Raw genomic sequence first — 17,646 nt, 5'->3', positions numbered from 1 at the left:
CACGTGAAAACCAAACGTTGGGCATCGAGGACTTGTCTGTGCAGGGAATGACWGCAAGCGCCAAGGGGAGTGTCGACAAACCRGGAAGAAATGTCCGTCAAAAGGCTGGCCTGAACCGCGCCATTCTCGACGTGGCATTTGGGGAGATTCGTCGCCAGATCGARTACAAGAGCRCTTGGTATGGGACAACRCTAGTGACKGCGGATCGCTTCTTTCCTAGCTCAAAGCGYTGCTCATGCTGCGGCGAGGTAAATTCGGCTTTGACGTTAARGGATCGAGAGTGGACTTGCGTAAGCTGTGAAACGCGCCATGACAGGGACTTTAACGCGAGCGTAAACCTTGAACAAATGATTTCACTACCCGGGGCTATCGGGAAAGTTAAGCCTGTCAGATACGAGCCTGGTCAGTCAGGGGGTTCGGGGCAGGAACCGGACGCGCACATTTGTGCACGTTTTGGATAGCAGCTATTGGCGACTTCTGCGCGATGAATCCGTGGTGGGCATTTTGATAGACAACACAGATCAATCGATCGAAAAATACAAATTAACGAATGAATCGGGGGACCTTATACTCCGCTCAACAACAAGGACGATAGGTGGAGACAACCATGCAAAAGACAGCCAGATTCGTTTCGCTTGCCTTGCTAATCGCTTCCGGCCTCGGAATGCATGGGGTGGCATTGGCGGCTGAAGGCTATCCGTCCAAACCGATTCACTTTATTGTGCCGTACCCGCCTGGCGGGCCGACGGACCTGATGGCGCGGCTGCTGCAAGCCAGCATGCAGTTGCGGCTTGGGGTGCCGGTAGTTGTGGAAAGCCGCCCCGGGGCTGGGGGAAATATCGGTACGAGCGCGGTGGCAAAGGCCGCACCGGATGGCTATACGATCCTGCTTGCCGCAAGTGGCCCGATGGCGGTCAACCCGACGCTGTACAAGCAACTTTCGTACAACCCGCTGACTGAACTGGCTCCGGTCATACAGATTTCCGCGTTTCCGCTGGTGCTGGAAGTGAATCCTGGTACTTCAGTCAAGGATGTGAAATCGTTCATTGCCGCGACCAGAAACAAGCCAGGCGAGTATAGCTTCGCCTCGGCCGGCAACGGCACGCCGCAGCATCTTGCCGGGGAACTGTTCAATACCGCTGTGGGCACGAAGATGCAACACGTGGCATACAAGGGGGCAGGTCCTGCGCTGAACGACGTCCTGGGTGGTCAGGTACCGGTCATGTTCGATATCCTCGCCAGTTCGCTGACCTATATCAAGGCGAGCAAACTGCGTCCACTTGCTGTCACCACCAAAACCCGTTCGCCGGCATTGCCGGATGTGCCGACGCTTGCGGAATCAGGCCTTCCAGGCTTCGAGTTCGTCGCGTGGCACGGTATTGCGGCCCCGGCGGGAACACCGCAAGCTATCGTGCTCAAGCTCAACGGCGTGATCAATGAAATCTTCAAGGATGCGGAGTTCCGCGCGCGCTGGGAGGCGATTGGCACGCCGGTGGTCGGCGGCACGTCTGAGGCATTCGGCGCGCTGATCCGCAGCGAGACTACGCGACTTGGGAAGATTGTGCGGGATACCGGTGCCACCGTGGACTGATATGTATTGACCGTGTCAAGTGCTCGTTTTCGTGTTCATCTGTTGGGTTGAAGTCCATATACGCCGTACGCGTTCATGATAAGCACGGATTTTTCCCCGTGCGAGCGTAAAGAGCGTCTTGAGCCCCAGCCACGGGTTCCGCACGCATCGATATACCTGCTCGCTACGCCCGGCGCCTGACACACACCATGTACAGAAGTGCTCGCAGTTGTTGGTCAGGACCTGATACCTGTCTTCGCCCAGGCGGGACCTAGCTCTTTCCACCACTTCCGTTCCGGCGTAAATGGCATCGGGATCAGCCTGAATGCTGACGCCCTTTCCTGCCGCAAAGCCACGCAACCGGATGTATTCGATGGGACGGCGCTTGGCGGAACGGTCAAAGCCGCCATAGTGAATGACTTGTCCTTCTCCCGCATAAATGCCGTGGTGGGTGTAGCCATCGCGCTCGGTAATCAGATGGGCACCGATTTCGATATGGTGGTCCGCGCTGGCCCACGCTGGCGACGCTGTGAACTGATCAAAATACAGAGTTTCCATGACGAGCGGCTAATAGCTTGAATGCAATGAATTCCGTATCACTAGCGGACCTCATGGATAAACCCACCGACGCGCTGGTCACCGTTGCCTGACTGAAGACAATGGGATCCCGCCGGGGAGGGTCCTCCTCGGGAAAAGACTTCACTGCGTAACTTCGGATTTGCTCCCCGGCGTGGTGCGGTCGCACTGCGAGATTGCACCGGCCATGAGCCAAGGGTAGGCGTCGTGTGCCACGAAGCCCATTCTACGGACGGCTGCTGCTGCCCCTACATAGGCGTCGCCCCCTCATACTCGGGTATATCCACGGCGATACTATGAGCATCGTCGCACGGCCAACGAGCCCGCATGGCGATGCGACGCCCATCGAGAATGAATGATTTTCGCTTTTTTTGGGATTTTTCAGGTGAGCTATCCGTCTCCTGGGGCGACCTGGTGGTTCGGCGGCTTCCGCGGAGGGCGCCACTATTTGGCCCGTTCTGATCATCTAAACTACCTACGGTGATTAGCGGGCGCTGCCCGGAATGGTGCCGGCCGGCAAAAGGAGGCAAGATGAGTTCGTCGTCGCATTCGACATCGGCCCAAAAACCAAACGACCGCAAGGAGCCCGTGGTCTATGTGGTCGACGACGACGAGTCGATGCGGCTCGCCCTGTGCGGTCTGCTGCACTCGGTCGGGCTACGGGTAGAGACCTTTGAATCGTCTCAAGACTTCCTGGTTTTCCCGAAATACGACGCGCCCAGTTGCCTGATTCTTGACGTCAGGCTGCGGGGCGAAAGCGGCCTTGCCTTCCAAGAACAGATCGCGAAGAGCGGCGTGCACATGCCGATCGTATTCATGACCGGGCATGGCGACATCGCGATGTCGGTCAAGGCCATGAAAGCGGGCGCCGTCGATTTCTTCGCAAAGCCGTTTCGCGACCAGGACATGCTCGACGCCGTTGCAAATGCGCTGACGCGCGATGGTGAGCGTCTTGCGGCCGAACAGTCGATTGCGGCGCTGCGTGCCGCCTTGCATTTGCTGACGCCGCGTGAACGCGAGGTCATGGGATTTGTCGTAGCCGGCCTGATGAACAAGCAAATCGCCGCCGAGCTGAATCTCAGCGAGATTACCGTGAAAATCCACCGTGGGCAGGTAATGAAAAAGATGGCGGCGCGATCCGTTGCGGACCTTGTCAGGATGTCCGAATCGCTGGGCGTCAATCCGCAGCCGAAGAAGCCATCTTGAGTCTGGCGCCAGCGGAAAGCGGCGATCCCGCCGGTCGTTGTCCGCTATGGCCGGTCCAGCGCGGTGCTGAGCCAATGCGCAATGGCGTCGGCATCAATCGGCTTATCCAGAACAGCCAGCGCGCCGTTCGCCACGGCCCTGGCCTTCAGGTCGTCCCCCGGGAATGCCGTTATGAAGATGGTCGGCGGCGCGTATCCGAGCGCAAGGATGCGGTCGTGCATCGCGATGCCCGACATGCCGGGCATCATCACGTCGGAGATCAGGAATGAGGTCTCGGCGATGTGGCCGGACGCCAGAAACTCCTCCGCGGACGCGAACAGCCGTGCAGGCCTGCCGAGCGAGCGTACCAGGCTCGCCGTCGCGAGGCGGACGGACTCATCGTCGTCCACAATCGAAACTGTTTGAGCGGAACACAAAAGACCGGCCCTCGACGTTCGGGAATTGCGTGCCACGCAGCCAACGCTCCTCTCATGACCCAGAGGGTACCGGCGTAGCACTACGATACCAAGCATAATTCCCATGACAGCGCCTGGGAATCATACGAACGTATAGGACACCTCAGTCCACGATCAGGAAGAGTCCTGCGCAATGGATGCTGCACTTCCGGCCTCCACTCTCACGCTGCGTTATACCCGAGTATGAGCGCTCGACGCCTACGTAGGATCAACGCCACCGCTCCGTAGAATGGTTTTGCGGCGCCCGCCAGCTACCCTTTGCTCTAGGGCAATGCGATCGCGCAGTGCGTTCGCAAGCGTCCTGAGCAAGCGTGGGAGTCAGCAATGGACCAATCGGATATTTCGCAGCGTGGCTTTCGCGTTGGCTTGCCCACTCCCGCTGACGACTTGTCAGCATGCTTCGCGACAAGCTACACGGGAATCATCGCGTTCATGGCCGTCGCGACGGAGGGAAGCTTCGTCAAGGCCGGTGAACGATTAGGGGTCGGCCGCTCGGCGGTCTGCCGGAACGTGCAGAAGCTTGAAATGCAGCTGAGCACCCGGCTGTTCCTGCGCACCACGCGGTCAACACACTTGACGCGGGAGGGCGAGAGGTTCTTCGAGAACTGCAACCGCGGCGTGGCCCATATTGTCGAGGCGATGAATGACATGCTGGAGCTTCGCCAGGGACCGCCGCGCGGCTTGCTGCGCATCAGCGTGCCCGTCGACTTTGGACGCAAGGTGGTTGCGCCGCTGCTCTCCAGGTTTGCCGAGCTTTACCCCGATATCGCGGTCGACCTGATGCTGGATGACCGGCCAGCGGATTTCGCCGCCGAACAGATCGATGTCGCGTTCCGCAATGGCCGCATCGAGGATGCCAGCATCATCGCAAAGCAACTGACCCCGATGCAGACGGTGCTTTGCGCGTCCCGATCCTATGCCGCAAAGCGGGGGCTGCCCGCCACGCTGGATGCACTGAGCCAGCACGACTGTATCAACTTCCGATTTCCCGGCGGCCGTATCTGCGAGTGGGAGTTCAAAGTTGACGGCCAGCGGCGCAGGTATCTTCCGACCGCCCGGCTGACGTTCAATGACGAGGATCTTGTCTTGCGGGCAGCTCTTGACGGCCGCGGCATCGCCCAGATGGCGGGATACCAGGTACGTGAGCACCTTGCGCGCGACGCGCTTGTCATGGCCTTGGCGCCGCATATGCCGGACGACCGGGGCCACTATATCTGCTACCTCTGCCGGCAGCATTTGCCGAGGCGCATCCGCGTCTTCATCGACTTCATGACCGAACAGGTCCGCGCACTCGATCTGGCCTACCGGGACGGCATCTATGCAGGTGTCGCCAACAGCCCGCCTGAGAAGTTGGCTGCATAAGTGGGGTTCGCCACCAAAGCTGTCCTTCCCGCCCCGCAGCTGTCCCGGCAGACAGATCGGGCCGAGTCCGCCAGGGATAAATCATCACAAAGTGCCTGTTGCGCCACGAACGGGGCGGCGGCGAAATCTGTTACCTGGCCACTGGCTAAAGCGAGCCGCTGCTCTCCCATCCCGCCCATCCCTGCCCTCCCTTCCATCCCTTCCATCCCTTCCATCACGACCGGCGGCGACGCGGTCACCACCGTGTATTCTGTAGGCTTGTCGCCTTTGTGGCGTTGGCTTCTGGCGTGTACCCTGCCCCGGCTGAATCGGACTCATGTCGCCATTCCATTGCAGGTCGGGTGGCAGCCTGATGGCAGCGTGCGGCGGATGGAGAGCTGCATATGGTTCCGGAACCRATGGGTAGCGCCCCTCAGGTCTTGTGGGACGATGGGGAGCGCGTTTTCTGTCGCGTGCGGCGGCCCGGCAACGGCGGCGACCAGGACGTGCTGCTCGCTCGGCCCGCGGCTGAACATCCCCTGCCGGCCAGCCTGGATCGCCTCGCTCACGAGTTCGGCCTGAAGGAGGAGCTCGATGGCAGCTGGGCGGTGCGCCCGCTGGGGTTGGCACGCGAGGCAGGCCGGACCCTGCTGGTGCTGGAGGACCCAGGCGGCGAGCCGCTTTCGCGTCTGCTCGGCGCCCCCATGGAGGTGAGCGAGTTCCTGCGGCTCGCGGTCTGTATCGCTGCGGCGCTGGGCAAGTTGCACCGGCGCGGCCTGGTCCATAAGGATCTAAAACCCACCCATATCCTGGTGAACTGTGCCAACGGCCAGGTGCGCCTTACGGGGTTCGGCCTCACATCGCGGCTGCCGCGCGAGCGTCAGCCGCCCGGGCCGCCAGAGACCATTGCCGGCACGCTTGCCTACATGGCGCCCGAGCAGACCGGACGGATGAATCGCTCGATCGATTCGCGCAGCGACCTCTATGCGCTTGGCGTCACGCTCTACGAGATGCTGACCGGTACGCTGCCGTTTGCGGCCGCCGATCCCATGGAGTGGGTGCATTGTCATATCGCCCGCATRCCGACGCCACCCTGCGCGCGGGAGGCAACCGTCCCGGCTATGGTCTCGCACATCGTGRTGAAGCTCCTCGCCAAGACGGCCGAAGAGCGCTACCAGACGGCCGCAGGTGTCGAGCATGATCTGCAGCGCTGCTTGGACGACTGGCACCGGCAGCGCCGCATCGATGACTTTCCCCTGGACGAACACGGCACGCCCGACCGCTTGCTCATTCCCGAGAAGCTGTACGGGCGTGAACGAGAGGTCCACACGCTGGTGGCCGCATTCGAGCGCACAATCAGTAAAGGCGCCCCGGAACTGGTGCTGGTCTCGGGCTATTCCGGCATCGGCAAATCGTCGGTCGTCAACGAGTTGCACAAGGTGTTGGTGCCGCCGCGCGGGTTGTTTGCGTCCGGAAAATTCGACCAGTACAAGCGCGACATCCCCTATTCGACGCTGGTGCAGGCGTTCCAAAATCTAGTGCGGCCGCTGCTTGGCAAACGCGACACGGAGCTGGCGAGTTGGCGCGCCGAGTTGCTCGAAGCGCTGGACCCAAATGCCCGGCTCATGACCGACCTGATCCCGGAGCTGAAGCTCATCATCGGTGAGCCGCCACCGGTCACGGTACTCGAGCCGCAACAGGCGCAACGCCGCTTCCTGCTCGTGTTCCGGCGCTTTATCAGTGTGTTTGCACGGCCGGAACATCCGCTCGCCTTATTTCTTGACGATCTTCAGTGGCTCGATGCCGCGACGCTCGACCTGCTCGAAGACCTGCTGACCGGATCGGACCTGCAGCACCTGATGCTGATCGGCGCCTACCGCGACAACGAGGTGGACGCAACGCATCCACTGATGGTCAAGCTCCAGGAGATCCGCAACGCGGGGGTCAAGATCGATGAAATCACGCTGGCGCCGCTCGCCAGCGAGCACGTCAGGCAGTTGATCGCGGAGGCGCTGCGATGCGAGCCAAAGCGCATCGAGCCATTGGCGCACCTGGTGCATGACAAGACCGGCGGCAACCCGTTCTTCGTGATCCAGTTCCTGCACGCCCTTGTTGACGAGGATCTGCTCGCCCTCGATCATGGGGCGAGGCATTGGCACTGGGATCCAGACCGCATCCATGCCAAGGGCTACACCGATAATGTTGTGGACCTGATGGCCGGCAAGCTGACCCGCCTGCCGGCGGGGACTCTGCACGCGTTGCAGCAGCTTGCCTGCCTCGGGAACGTCGCCGAGGTCGCCGCGCTGTCTACCGTTCTCGGGCGACCGCCGGCGCAGGTCCACGCGGCGCTGTGGGAGGCGACCCGCCAGCAGCTAGTCGAGCGACAGGACACTTGCTACGCCTTTGTCCACGATAGGGTCCATGAAGCTGCATATTCACTGATCCCTGAAACCTCGCGCACCGAGGCCCATCTGCGCATCGGGCGCCTGCTCGCCGCGCAGACCCCCCCGGAGAATCGAGAGGAGGAAATTTTCGAGATCGTTGGCCAACTCAATCGCGGCGCCGCTCTGATCACCGCGCAGCATGAACGGGAGCAACTGGCGGAGTTCAACCTCCTCGCCGGCCAGCGTGCCAAGGCATCCACTGCCTATGCATCGGCTCTCACCTATCTGGTGAGCGGTGCGGAACTGCTGGACGGCGATTGCTGGCCGCGCAGGCACGGCCTGATGTTTGCGCTGGAGCTGAACCGGGCCGAATGCGAATTCCTGACGGGGCAGTTGTCCGTGGCAGATGAGCGCCTGGCGGCGCTGTCAGCGCGCGCCACAACCACGGTCGAGAAAGCCTTGGTCACATGCCTGCAACTGGATGTCTACTTGGTCCTGGATCGCAGCGACCGCGCGGTCGCGGTTTGTCTGGCCTACCTGCAGCATGTCGGCATCCAGTGGTCACCCCATCCGGACGATGCGGACGTGCGGAGCGAATACGATCGCATCTGGTCGCAGTTGGGTGATCGAACCATCGAGGAACTGGTCGATTTGCCGCTGATGGAGGACGCGGCCACCCTTGGGACCGTCGAGGCACTGAGCAAGCTATTCGCGCCGGCCTTGCAGACCGATGCAAACCTGGCTTGCCTGACGATTTGCAAGGCGGTCAGCCTCAGCCTTGAGTATGGCAACTGCGATGCCTCTTGCGTGCTTTACGCCAACGTCTGCCGGGTCGCGGGGCGGCGTTTCGGCGACTATCAGGCCGGATACCGGTTCGGCCTGCTCGGGTGCGAGCTCGTCGGCCGGCGCGGACTCAAGCGCTTTGAGGCCAAGACTTATCTGTGCTTCTCGATTTTTGTCGTGCGCTGGCTGAAACCCGTGCGGACCTGCCGGGAACTGTTGCGTCGCGCCTTTACCGCGGCGAACCGGATCGGAGACCTGCCGTATGGTGCCTACGCCGGCAATAGCCTCAACTCCGACCTGCTGTTTGGTGGCGAGTCGCTGGCCGAGGTACAGCGCGAAGCAGAACAGGGTCTTGCCTACGCCAAGAAGGTGCGTTTCGGCCTTGTCATCGACTTCATCACCACGCAGCTCGCGCTCATCCGAATGCTACGCGGCCTGACACCGAGGTTCGGGTGCTTTGATGACGGACAGTTCGCAGAGCTTGACACCGAAGCCCATCTGGCGAGCTGCCCTGACCTGGCGTTGGCCGAGTGCTGGTACTGGATCCGGAAACTGCAGTCGTACTATCTCGCCGGCGACTATGCGGCAGCCCTGGCAGCCGCAGCGAAGGCGCAACCGCTGCTCTGGACCTCCACGTCGTTCTTTGAGGAAGCCGAGTATCATTTTTACAGCGCGTTGGCTCACGCCACCCGGTGTGACTTCGCGCCCGCCAGCGAGCGGGCGCAGCATTTGGATGCGATGACTGCGCACCACCACCAGATCGAGGTCTGGGCGCAACACTGTCCGGACAACTTCGCGGACCGCGCCATGCTCGTCGGTGCCGAGATCGCCCGCGTCCAAGGCAACGTGGTAGATGCCGAACAGCGCTACGAGCAGGCCATCCGCGCAGCGCAGGACAGCGGCTTTGTCCACATTGAGGCGCTCGCCAACGAACTCGCGTCCCGCTTCTATTCAGCACGTAGTCTCGCGAAGATCGCCCGTGTGTATCTGCAGGACGCCCGCTACGGCTACTTGCGGTGGGGCGCCGAAGGGAAGGTGCGGCAACTCGAGGAGAGCTATCCGTTCCTGAGGACGGAAGAGACCGCGCCGGGCCCGACGAGCACGATCGCCACGCCGGTCGAGCACCTGGACCTCGCCACCGTGCTCAAGGTATCGCAGGCCGCCTCGGGCGACATCGTGCTGGACAAGCTCATCGCCATGGTCATGCGCACGGCTATCGAGCAGGCCGGCGCGGAATGCGGCCTACTGATCCTGGCGGACGGCGCCGAGCAGCGGATCGCAGCGCAGGCAACGACCGGCGGCGATGCCATCGATCTGCAGCTACGCGATGAGCCGGTAAGCGCGCAGATGCTGCCTGAGTCGATTCTCTACCACGTTCTGCGTACCCGGGAGAGTGTCGTTCTCGACGATGCCGCGTCCGAGCCTTCTTTTGCTGCAGATCCCTACATCCGTCAGCGCCGCGCCCGATCCATTCTGTGCATGCCCATGATCAACCAGGCAAAGCTCACGGGCGCGCTTTACCTCGAGAACAACCTGACGGCCTGCGCGTTCAGCCCGACCCGGATTGCCGTGCTGAAGCTGGTGGCTTCGCAGGCCGCAAGCTCGCTGGAGAATGCCCGCCTGTACCGTGACCTCGCGGAGCGGGAGGGCAAGATCCGGCGCCTCGTCGATGYCAACATCATCGGGATCATTGTCTGGAATGCCGGCGGTGACATCATCGAAGCCAACGACGCATTCCTTCGCATGGTGGGATACGAGCGGGAGGATCTGGTTTCGGGTCGCGTGCGCTGGATAGACCTGACGCCCCCGGAATCGCGCCAGGACAGCGAACAGGCCCTGGCGCAGGCGGTGCAGACGGGCCGCGCCCAACCCTTCGAGAAGGAGTACATCAGGAAGGACGGCAGCCGCGTACCCGTCATCGTCGGTCTGGCGACGTTCGCCGACAGCCGAAAGGAAGGAGTCGCGTTCGTCCTCGACCTGACCGAGCGCAAGCAGGCGGAAGAACGGGTCCGCGAGAGCGAGCGGCGCTATCGCGACGTGCAGACGGAGCTCGCGCACGCTACCCGCCTCGCCACCATGGGGCAGCTCACGGCCTCGATCGCGCACGAAGTCAACCAACCGATCGCTGCGACGGTAACCAATGCCCAGGCCGCGCTGCGCTGGCTGAGCGCCCGGCCGCCCGACATCGACGAGGTCGGACAGGTGCTTGGGCGGATCATCAAGGATGCCAATCGGGCCGCTGATGTGCTGCACCGTATCCGCGAGCTGGTCAGGAAGGCGCCACCGCGCAAGGAGCCGGTGGACATTAACGAGGCGATCCGCGAGGTGATCGAGCTGACCCGGGGAGAGACCGCCAAGAGCGGTGCCTCGGTCCGGACGCAACTCTCGGACGGCTTGCCAGATATCGAAGGCGACCGCGTCGCGCTGCAGCAAGTGCTGCTGAACCTCATCATCAACGCGCTCGAGGCGATGCGCGAAGTCAGCGACGGCACGCGGCAATTACTTATCAGCTCAGGGGTTGCGGAACCCGGGTGCGTGCTCGTCACCGTGCGTGATTCGGGGCCTGGCTTTGCTCCGCAGAGTGCCGATCACGCCTTCGTGCCCTTTTATACAACCAAGCCCACCGGTCTTGGAATGGGGCTGTCGATCTGCCGTTCGATCATCGATGCGCATGGCGGTCGTCTGTCGGTCAGCGCCAACCTGCCGCGCGGCGCGATCGTTCAGTTCACCGTGCCCGCCTATCGGTCCGATCCGTCCTGATTGCCGCGCAGTGCGAGGGCCAGAAGTGCCGCAGAGGTGCCCGTTTCGACACTGTTCGGGCCGTCTAATGGGACAAGGCCACATCGGGGAGAAGCAACGTACCAAATGGGAATCCAAGGTCATGTCGCAATCGGCCAGAACAAGGACTACCATTCAAGCCGAGATAGGCGCTCAACTTTGGAGACTGCCACCCGATCTGCACTGCGGGATGCGGCAATGGAGCCGGCACCTGTCGTGAGAACAGGATTCGATGAGGTCAATCCTTCCTCAGCGCAATAGCGATCATGCTGCATTCCATCCCTATACCGCCCGAAACCGTCAAGAAGTGGCAAGAGATTGTCAATCTGCTCGCCGAGATCATGCGCGTTCCTTCCGCACTGATCATGCAAGTAGAGCCGCCGAACATAAAGGTCTTCGTATCCAGCGAGTCCACAGGGAATCCTTACGATCCGGCCGAAACCGCGCCTTTGAACACGGGGCTGTATTGCGAGACCGTGATGAAGACGCGCCAACCGCTGCTTGTTTCTGACGCTCTCCAGGACGAGGCGTGGAAATCGAACCCTGATATCAAACTCGGAATGATCTCGTACCTGGGTGTCCCGATCAGTTGGCCCGATGGCGAGATCTTCGGAACGATTTGCGCGCTTGACAAAGAGAGAAACGACTATTGCGAGCCCTTCCTCAGGCTTCTGCTCATGTGCCGCGACGTGTTGCAGGCTGACTTGAAATCCTTGACGATACTGAACCAACAGCTTGAAGAGCGCGAAGCCAAGATCCAGCGCTTGGTCGACGCCGACATTATCGGCATCTTCATCTGGGAACTCGGAGGCCGCATCATCGAGGCCAACGACGCATTCCTCCGCATCCTGGGTTACGAACGTCGGGATCTCATCTGCAGTCACCTCCGCTGGATCGACCTGACGCCGCCGGAATGGCTGGAGCGCGATGTCCACCAATGGCTGCCAGAGCTCAGGAGGACTGGCCGACTGCAACCGTTCGAGAAGGAGTATTTCCGAAGGGATGGCAGCCGGGTGCCCGTGCTGATCGGCGTGGCGAGCTTCGATGAAAGCGCGGATCAGGGTGTCGCATTCGTGCTCGATTTGACCGAACGTAAGCGCGCGGAGGCCGAAGCGCGCGAAAGCGAGCGCCGCTACCGCGAGATCCAGACCGCGTTGGCACACGCAAACCGCATCACGACGATGGGGCAGATCACAGCCTCGATCAGCCATGAGCTGAAGCAACCAATCTTCGCGTGCGCCGCCAATGCCGAGGCGGGTCTACGCTGGCTTGGCGCCCGGCTGCCAAATTTGGAGGAGGTTCGGCTGGCGTTGGAGCGTATCACCAACGACGCAAAGCGCGCCGGCGAGATCATGAACCGCATACGTGGTCTCGTCAAAAATGCCCCGATGTATATGGAATGTGTCCAGATCAACGAAGCGATTCGTGATGTCATTACCCTGACGCGCGGTGAAGCCATGAAACACAACGTTTCCGTGCAGATGGAGCTTGCAGAGGACCTGCCACTCGTTCAAGGCGACCGGGTACAACTCCAACAGGCGATGCTGAACCTGATTGTCAACGCCATTGAAGCGATGAGCACGGTTGACGACGGACCGCGGGAACTGACGATTAGCACCAGCAAGGATGAGCCGAGTGCCGTCCTTGTAGCGGTGCGCGATTCGGGGCCGGGTGTCGCAGCCGAGAACATCGCGCACCTCTTTGAGCCGTTCTATACGACGAAGAGCGGGGGAATGGGCATCGGGCTGTCCATATGCCGCTCGATCGTACAAGCGCACGGCGGAACGCTACGGCTGGACGCGAATATGACTCGCGGCGCCGTATTTCAGTTTACCGTGCCCGCCTATCCTACCGATTTGTCCTGATAGCGCCTCCATTGCATCGTCCGGATGCCGATAAGGCATGGTAAGCACCGAAGTCATCCCGGGGTAGGCACTTACCGAGCCCCTCGGCGTTTCCTCTTTAGCACCAATGCGTCAGTCCGTAACATGAAGGGGCCAGGCGAGGCGACCACCACCGCGGACACCGTTGTCCGCATTGAATTCAGTCAGACAATTCAGGTCGAGTGCACGGATTTTCTCCGTCATGAAGTCGATGAAGACGCGAATGCGAGTCGGCAAGTGTTGCCGACTGAGGTAGCAGATGTAGTGCCCTCGGTCATCGGGGGCATGCCCGGCCAGCGCCATGACGAGTTCGTTAGCTGCGAAGTGGTCGCAGACCTGGTAGCCGGCCATCTGTGCAATGCCCCGTCCCTCCAGAACCGCTTGCAGCACCAGATCGGCATCGTTGAACGTGAGACGGGCAGTCGGCATGTATTTCCGCACGTGACCGTCGACCTTGAATTCCCATTCGAACACCCGGCCGCTGGAAAAGCGGAAGTTGATGCACTCGTGCTGGCTCAGATCGTCCAGCGTCTGCGGCAGGCCGTGTGTGGCCACATAGGATGGCGCCGCGCAAAGCGCCATCTGCATCGGAATGAGTTGCTTGGCAATGATGCTGGAGTCCTCGATGCGGCCTTTGCGGAACGCGACGTCGATTTTCTCGGAGGCAAAGTCGGTCGGCCGGTCGTCGAGCAGCAGATCGATGCCGATCTCGGGGTAGGCTTTCATGAATATCTCCAGCAGCGGCGCGACCACCTTTCTGCCGAAACCTACCGTCGAGCTGATACGGACAATGCCGCGCGGCGGGCCCTGGCGCAGCTCCAGCATGTCATTCATGGCCTCTACGATGTGCGTGACACCCTGGTGACAGTTCTCGAAGAACCGTTGGCCTTCGCTCGTCAATTGAGTGGTGCGCGTGGTGCGCAAAAAGAGTCGCGTACTCAACAATGCTTCGAGTTTCTGGACGTTCCGGCTGACTGCTGGTCTGCCGATGCCCAAACGCTCGGCGGCCTTGGTGAAACTCCCCTCGTTCGCCACGGCTATGAATGCCATGATGCCTGTATAACTCGCGGCAAAACTCGTGGACAACGCGTCAGCGCGATTCGGCAAGCTGAGACGAATGCCGCGCTCCGATGAGTCTGATTGATCATTTCCGCTGGCCCGAAACATGTCGTTGGTAGCCCGGGATCAGTCTTTTTTGGCCTGCGCGAGCCACTGGTCGAGACTGATGCGGCCAATCCGCGCGTCGCCGAGCGGCACGAGCGACTGTTGTTCGACACGCCCGCCGTAGTACCGCGCGTCGCGATCCGTCACTACCGGGCGTGCGTCGCCCACTGATTTTAGATAACGCGCGACGATGTCCGCGAAGGGTGCGCGGTCCGGGCCCGCGATCTCGACCGTGCCGTTCAGCGGGGCAGCGAGTGCAACCTGTGCGAGAGCGCTCGCGACGTCATTCGCGGCGATCGGCTGAAACAGCCCATCGCCGACGCGCGCTGTGCCGCCCTCAGTGCTGAAATCCGCGATACCGCCGATGAATTCCATGAATTGCGTCGCGCGCACGATCGTGTATGGCACCCCCGCTGCTTCGACCCCCTCCTCCTGCGCGACCTTGGCAGCGAAATACGCGTTCTCCGCCATGCGGTCGGCGCCGACGATCGACAGCGCGACGTGATGGCGCACGCCTGCGGCCACTTCAGACTTGCCGAGATTGCGCGCCGAGGTGCGGAAGAAATCGAGCACCGCCTGGGGCTCCCATGACGGCGCATTCGTCACATCCACGACGACGTCCGCGCCCGCGAGCGCGTCGCTCAGGCCGTCGCCCGTAACTGTGTTCACACCGCTGCGCGGCGACGCGGCGAGCACCTCGTGGCCCGCCTTGCTGAGCAGCGCGGCAACACGCGAGCCGATCAGGCCGGAACCACCGATTACGACGATCTTCATGGCAAATTCTCCCATATGAAAGGAAATGGTTGCGCGGAGGCGCCTGGCGGGTCTCATATCGCGTAATAACGCTCGCCGCCGTCGCATCGCGTCAACCTAGACGAAGCGGCCATACCGGAGATTGGCCAGCATGCGATAACGGAGATGCCAACAATGCACGACACCAAGCACACCCCATGCGCAGAAATGTTCTGCTGTTATTGATCAACGCGTATCCATTTCTTGCATCAATTCCGTGGCCTGTATTGGTTGATCACTCAATGGCAAGCGCACTGACCTCAATGCTGCATTCTGCGCTGGTCAAAGCCGGTGAAGTTGTGAGCCGATTAACATGAGAGCTTCCAAGGCGAGGCACCACCAACGTACCTCCGTTGAAGTCACTATCGTAGGTACGAAGTCCATACCTGGGTAGATACGCATCAGAACACTCACTGTTTCCTCCTCGACACCAATTGGTGAAACTGCGGCACTGTTCCAGAAGCCAGTGGGCAGGCAGCTTGCGGACGACTCTGGCATAAGAGCCCGCATACGCCCGCTAACGTCGTCGAGTACTCTCGCCGAAAGACGCGCGGCTTCTACTCCAGGGCGCAATCCAACCGATGGACCTGGTTGCGAGGGAGTGCGGCTTTGGCAGCAAAGAGCGGATATGCGTGGCTTTACACTTCGGACTCTGCCCCCGCGAATACCGCCTGAAGGTGTATCGACAAGGCGCCAAGTTACGATCTTCTGCCAGCCAACCCCACCTTGATCGACCTTCTCCAGCACCAAGGCCGATGTAGGCTGCCTGCGCAGCGTCTGATTGATGCAAAGTTGGAAACACTGTGCGTCCCGAGCCGATCTGGTGCGGTCTCATGCTTTTACCTAGCATGCAATATTCGTCAACAGGCGCCTGGTGGATATCGTATGGACAACGAGAGATTGCAACCTCCACCCCTTACGTTGCTCGACAAGTACCGGGGGCAAGGATTCACTGCGCTCTATACGACAACGGTCACGGTGTCGGGGGGAGAGTCCGGACACGGCCGTGCATCGGGCGTCGCGAGATCCGACGATGACAACCTCATCCTCGATCTGCGATTGCCCCTCGCGCTGGGCGGGCCGGGAAGCGGCACCAATCCCGAGCAGCTTTTTGCCGCCGGCTACGCCGCTTGCTTTCATGGGGCGCTGAGTCTCCTGGCAAAGCGCGAGCGGATTGATATCCAAGGGGCAACGGTTGCGGTCGAGGTCTCTTTCGGCCGCGATCCTATGGACGGGGGCTATGCCCTGATTGCCGACGTTAGCGTCCGTATGCCGGGCGTAGACAGGCATGTCGCGGAAGAGCTCGTTCGCAATACGGAGCGCCTCTGCCCGTATGCAAAGATGGCCCGTGAGGGGATACGCAGCGTTGTCACGGTTTCGGGCTGAGCATTGGACCTCGATGCATGCCATCGACTGCGGTAAAAGTTCGTGGTTATCTTCAATGCCTGGCGGACAGATTGGTGTCGAAGCGGCAACAGAGTGCGCACCTTGCCGGTACTACTGCCCCCCCCGATGGACGGCTACGATGCATCCCAAGCAGGTCCTGCGGCAAATTGTTCGACGCAGGTTCGGCGAACACAACCCCTCCAGCTCAGGAACAAAGATCATGACGCAACGCCTCAACTACTTTCAGCACTCCTCGGAACTGACAAAAAAGCTCGTGGAGCTTGGCGCGCTGTTTGCGAAAACGACTATCGAGTCGCAGATCCGCGAACTCGTGGAGATTCGCGCGTCACAGCTCAACGGCTGCGCATTTTGCGTCGACATGCATATCAAAACGGCGAAGATCCACGGCGAGCGCGAACTGCGCCTGTATCACGTGATGGTCTGGCGCGAGTCGACACTGTTCTCGCCGCGCGAGCGCGCCGCGCTGGAATGGACCGAGGTGTTGACCCAGCTTCCCGCCCAAGGCGTGTCGGATGATATCTACGAACGAGTACGCACTCAGTATTCCGAAAAGGAGCTGTCAGATCTCACGTTCCTCGTGGGCGCGATCAATAACTGGAATCGCCTGAACGTAGCGTTTCGCATGGTGCCGGGCTCGTTGGACAAAATGTTCGGGCTCGACAAGGCCAATCTGGAGTAATGCCATGAAGGGGCGTCATTTCGATTGCGGCACCCCTGATGTTGTCGTGCCTGCTGGTTGCACAGCCGGCAGTCGCCGAGCCGGAGGCCAAAGTCACGCCGCTGGCCACGGAGCTGTTGCCCGAATATCCGGGCAAGGAAGCCCAGATGATCGTCGTGGAGTATCCGCCAGGCAGTGTCGATCCCGTGCACCGTCACCACGGGCACGCCTTCATTTATGTGATCGAGGGCAGCATCGTCATGGGGGTTAAGGGCAGCAAGGAGGTGACGCTCAAGGCTGGCGATACGTTCCACGAAGGGCCGCAACGACATCCATACCGTCGGACGTAATGCCAGTTCCACGCAGCCGGCCAGGTTTGTCGTTTTCCTGCTCAAGAACAAGGGCGCACCGATCCTGACCCCGGTGAAGTAGAAGAGCCGTTCGCGCAGGCACCGGCAACGCCGGTGCATCTTCTGCGGATAGGAATGACTCCACCGCAGTGTTCCTGCCGCGCTCCCTGTTTTCCAAGAGAGACGATCCGTCGGTCCGCACGCGACCGGGGGGCGGCTCTTTGCCATTCGACACAACACCTGAGCAGGATCATGAGCATGTCGACAACGATTCCCTCGCGCCGCGATCTGCTGATCGT

12 protein-coding genes and 1 pseudogene are annotated in these 17,646 nt (G+C 61.1%); 9 read left to right on the top strand and 4 right to left on the bottom strand.

Going from position 1 to position 17,646, the window contains the following annotated elements; genetic code table 11:
- Positions 1-17 precede the first annotated feature (17 nt).
- On the top strand, positions 18-461 hold the full coding sequence (locus tag AC1DO7_RS29110; protein ID WP_477116862.1) for an RNA-guided endonuclease InsQ/TnpB family protein: 444 nt from the start codon (positions 18-20) through the stop codon (positions 459-461).
- A 146-nt stretch (positions 462-607) separates the two neighbouring features.
- The gene (locus AC1DO7_RS29105; RefSeq protein WP_441620349.1) at positions 608-1,591 is read left to right on the top strand and encodes a Bug family tripartite tricarboxylate transporter substrate binding protein; all 984 of its coding nucleotides are present in this window, start codon (positions 608-610) and stop codon (positions 1,589-1,591) included.
- Between the two features lie 15 nt (positions 1,592-1,606).
- Here AC1DO7_RS29105 and AC1DO7_RS29100 read toward each other — a convergent pair whose 3' ends face one another.
- The gene (locus AC1DO7_RS29100) at positions 1,607-2,128 is read right to left on the bottom strand and encodes a lecithin retinol acyltransferase family protein (RefSeq protein ID WP_441620351.1); all 522 of its coding nucleotides are present in this window, start codon (positions 2,126-2,128) and stop codon (positions 1,607-1,609) included.
- 549 nt (positions 2,129-2,677) lie between these two features.
- Here AC1DO7_RS29100 and AC1DO7_RS29095 point away from each other — a divergent pair.
- Complete coding sequence (locus AC1DO7_RS29095; protein WP_441620353.1) at positions 2,678-3,352, top strand: response regulator transcription factor; 675 nt, start codon at positions 2,678-2,680, stop codon at positions 3,350-3,352.
- A 44-nt stretch (positions 3,353-3,396) separates the two neighbouring features.
- Here the strand turns inward: AC1DO7_RS29095 and AC1DO7_RS29090 are convergent, their stop codons facing one another.
- Complete coding sequence (locus AC1DO7_RS29090; RefSeq protein WP_441620355.1) at positions 3,397-3,741, bottom strand: response regulator transcription factor; 345 nt, start codon at positions 3,739-3,741, stop codon at positions 3,397-3,399.
- A 390-nt stretch (positions 3,742-4,131) separates the two neighbouring features.
- On the opposite strand from AC1DO7_RS29090, the gene AC1DO7_RS29085 reads away from it, so the two are divergent.
- From AC1DO7_RS29085 to AC1DO7_RS29075, 3 genes are all read left to right on the top strand, one after another.
- Positions 4,132-5,169: a LysR family transcriptional regulator gene (locus tag AC1DO7_RS29085; protein WP_441620357.1), complete on the top strand. Its 1,038-nt coding sequence runs from the start codon at positions 4,132-4,134 to the stop codon at positions 5,167-5,169.
- A gap of 398 nt (positions 5,170-5,567) precedes the next feature.
- Entirely contained in the window at positions 5,568-11,075 is a 5,508-nt protein-coding gene (locus AC1DO7_RS29080; RefSeq protein WP_477116861.1) for a trifunctional serine/threonine-protein kinase/ATP-binding protein/sensor histidine kinase, read from the top strand.
- A 284-nt stretch (positions 11,076-11,359) separates the two neighbouring features.
- Entirely contained in the window at positions 11,360-12,958 is a 1,599-nt protein-coding gene (locus AC1DO7_RS29075) for a GAF domain-containing sensor histidine kinase (RefSeq protein ID WP_441620361.1), read from the top strand.
- 111 nt (positions 12,959-13,069) lie between these two features.
- On the opposite strand, the gene AC1DO7_RS29070 is transcribed toward AC1DO7_RS29075, so the two are convergent.
- Both AC1DO7_RS29070 and AC1DO7_RS29065 read right to left on the bottom strand, forming a co-directional pair.
- Entirely contained in the window at positions 13,070-14,143 is a 1,074-nt protein-coding gene (locus tag AC1DO7_RS29070; protein WP_441620363.1) for a LysR family transcriptional regulator, read from the bottom strand.
- A gap of 18 nt (positions 14,144-14,161) precedes the next feature.
- The gene (locus AC1DO7_RS29065; protein WP_441620365.1) at positions 14,162-14,914 is read right to left on the bottom strand and encodes an SDR family oxidoreductase; all 753 of its coding nucleotides are present in this window, start codon (positions 14,912-14,914) and stop codon (positions 14,162-14,164) included.
- A 903-nt stretch (positions 14,915-15,817) separates the two neighbouring features.
- Between AC1DO7_RS29065 and AC1DO7_RS29060 the strand changes: the two genes are divergently transcribed.
- The 3 genes and pseudogenes from AC1DO7_RS29060 to AC1DO7_RS29050 all read left to right on the top strand — a co-directional run bounded on the left by AC1DO7_RS29060 (position 15,818) and on the right by AC1DO7_RS29050 (position 17,429).
- Positions 15,818-16,318: an Ohr family peroxiredoxin gene (locus AC1DO7_RS29060; protein ID WP_441620367.1), complete on the top strand. Its 501-nt coding sequence runs from the start codon at positions 15,818-15,820 to the stop codon at positions 16,316-16,318.
- A 220-nt stretch (positions 16,319-16,538) separates the two neighbouring features.
- Entirely contained in the window at positions 16,539-17,018 is a 480-nt protein-coding gene (locus AC1DO7_RS29055) for a carboxymuconolactone decarboxylase family protein (protein ID WP_441620369.1), read from the top strand.
- A gap of 38 nt (positions 17,019-17,056) precedes the next feature.
- Positions 17,057-17,429: pseudogene (locus AC1DO7_RS29050) on the top strand (cupin domain-containing protein).
- Positions 17,430-17,646: the final 217 nt, after the last annotated feature.

It is taken from the genome of Cupriavidus sp. 05N40, from assembly GCF_056397305.1.
The sequence above is the reverse complement of the archived record's forward strand: the minus strand, read 5'-3'. Positions and strand labels throughout refer to the sequence as shown.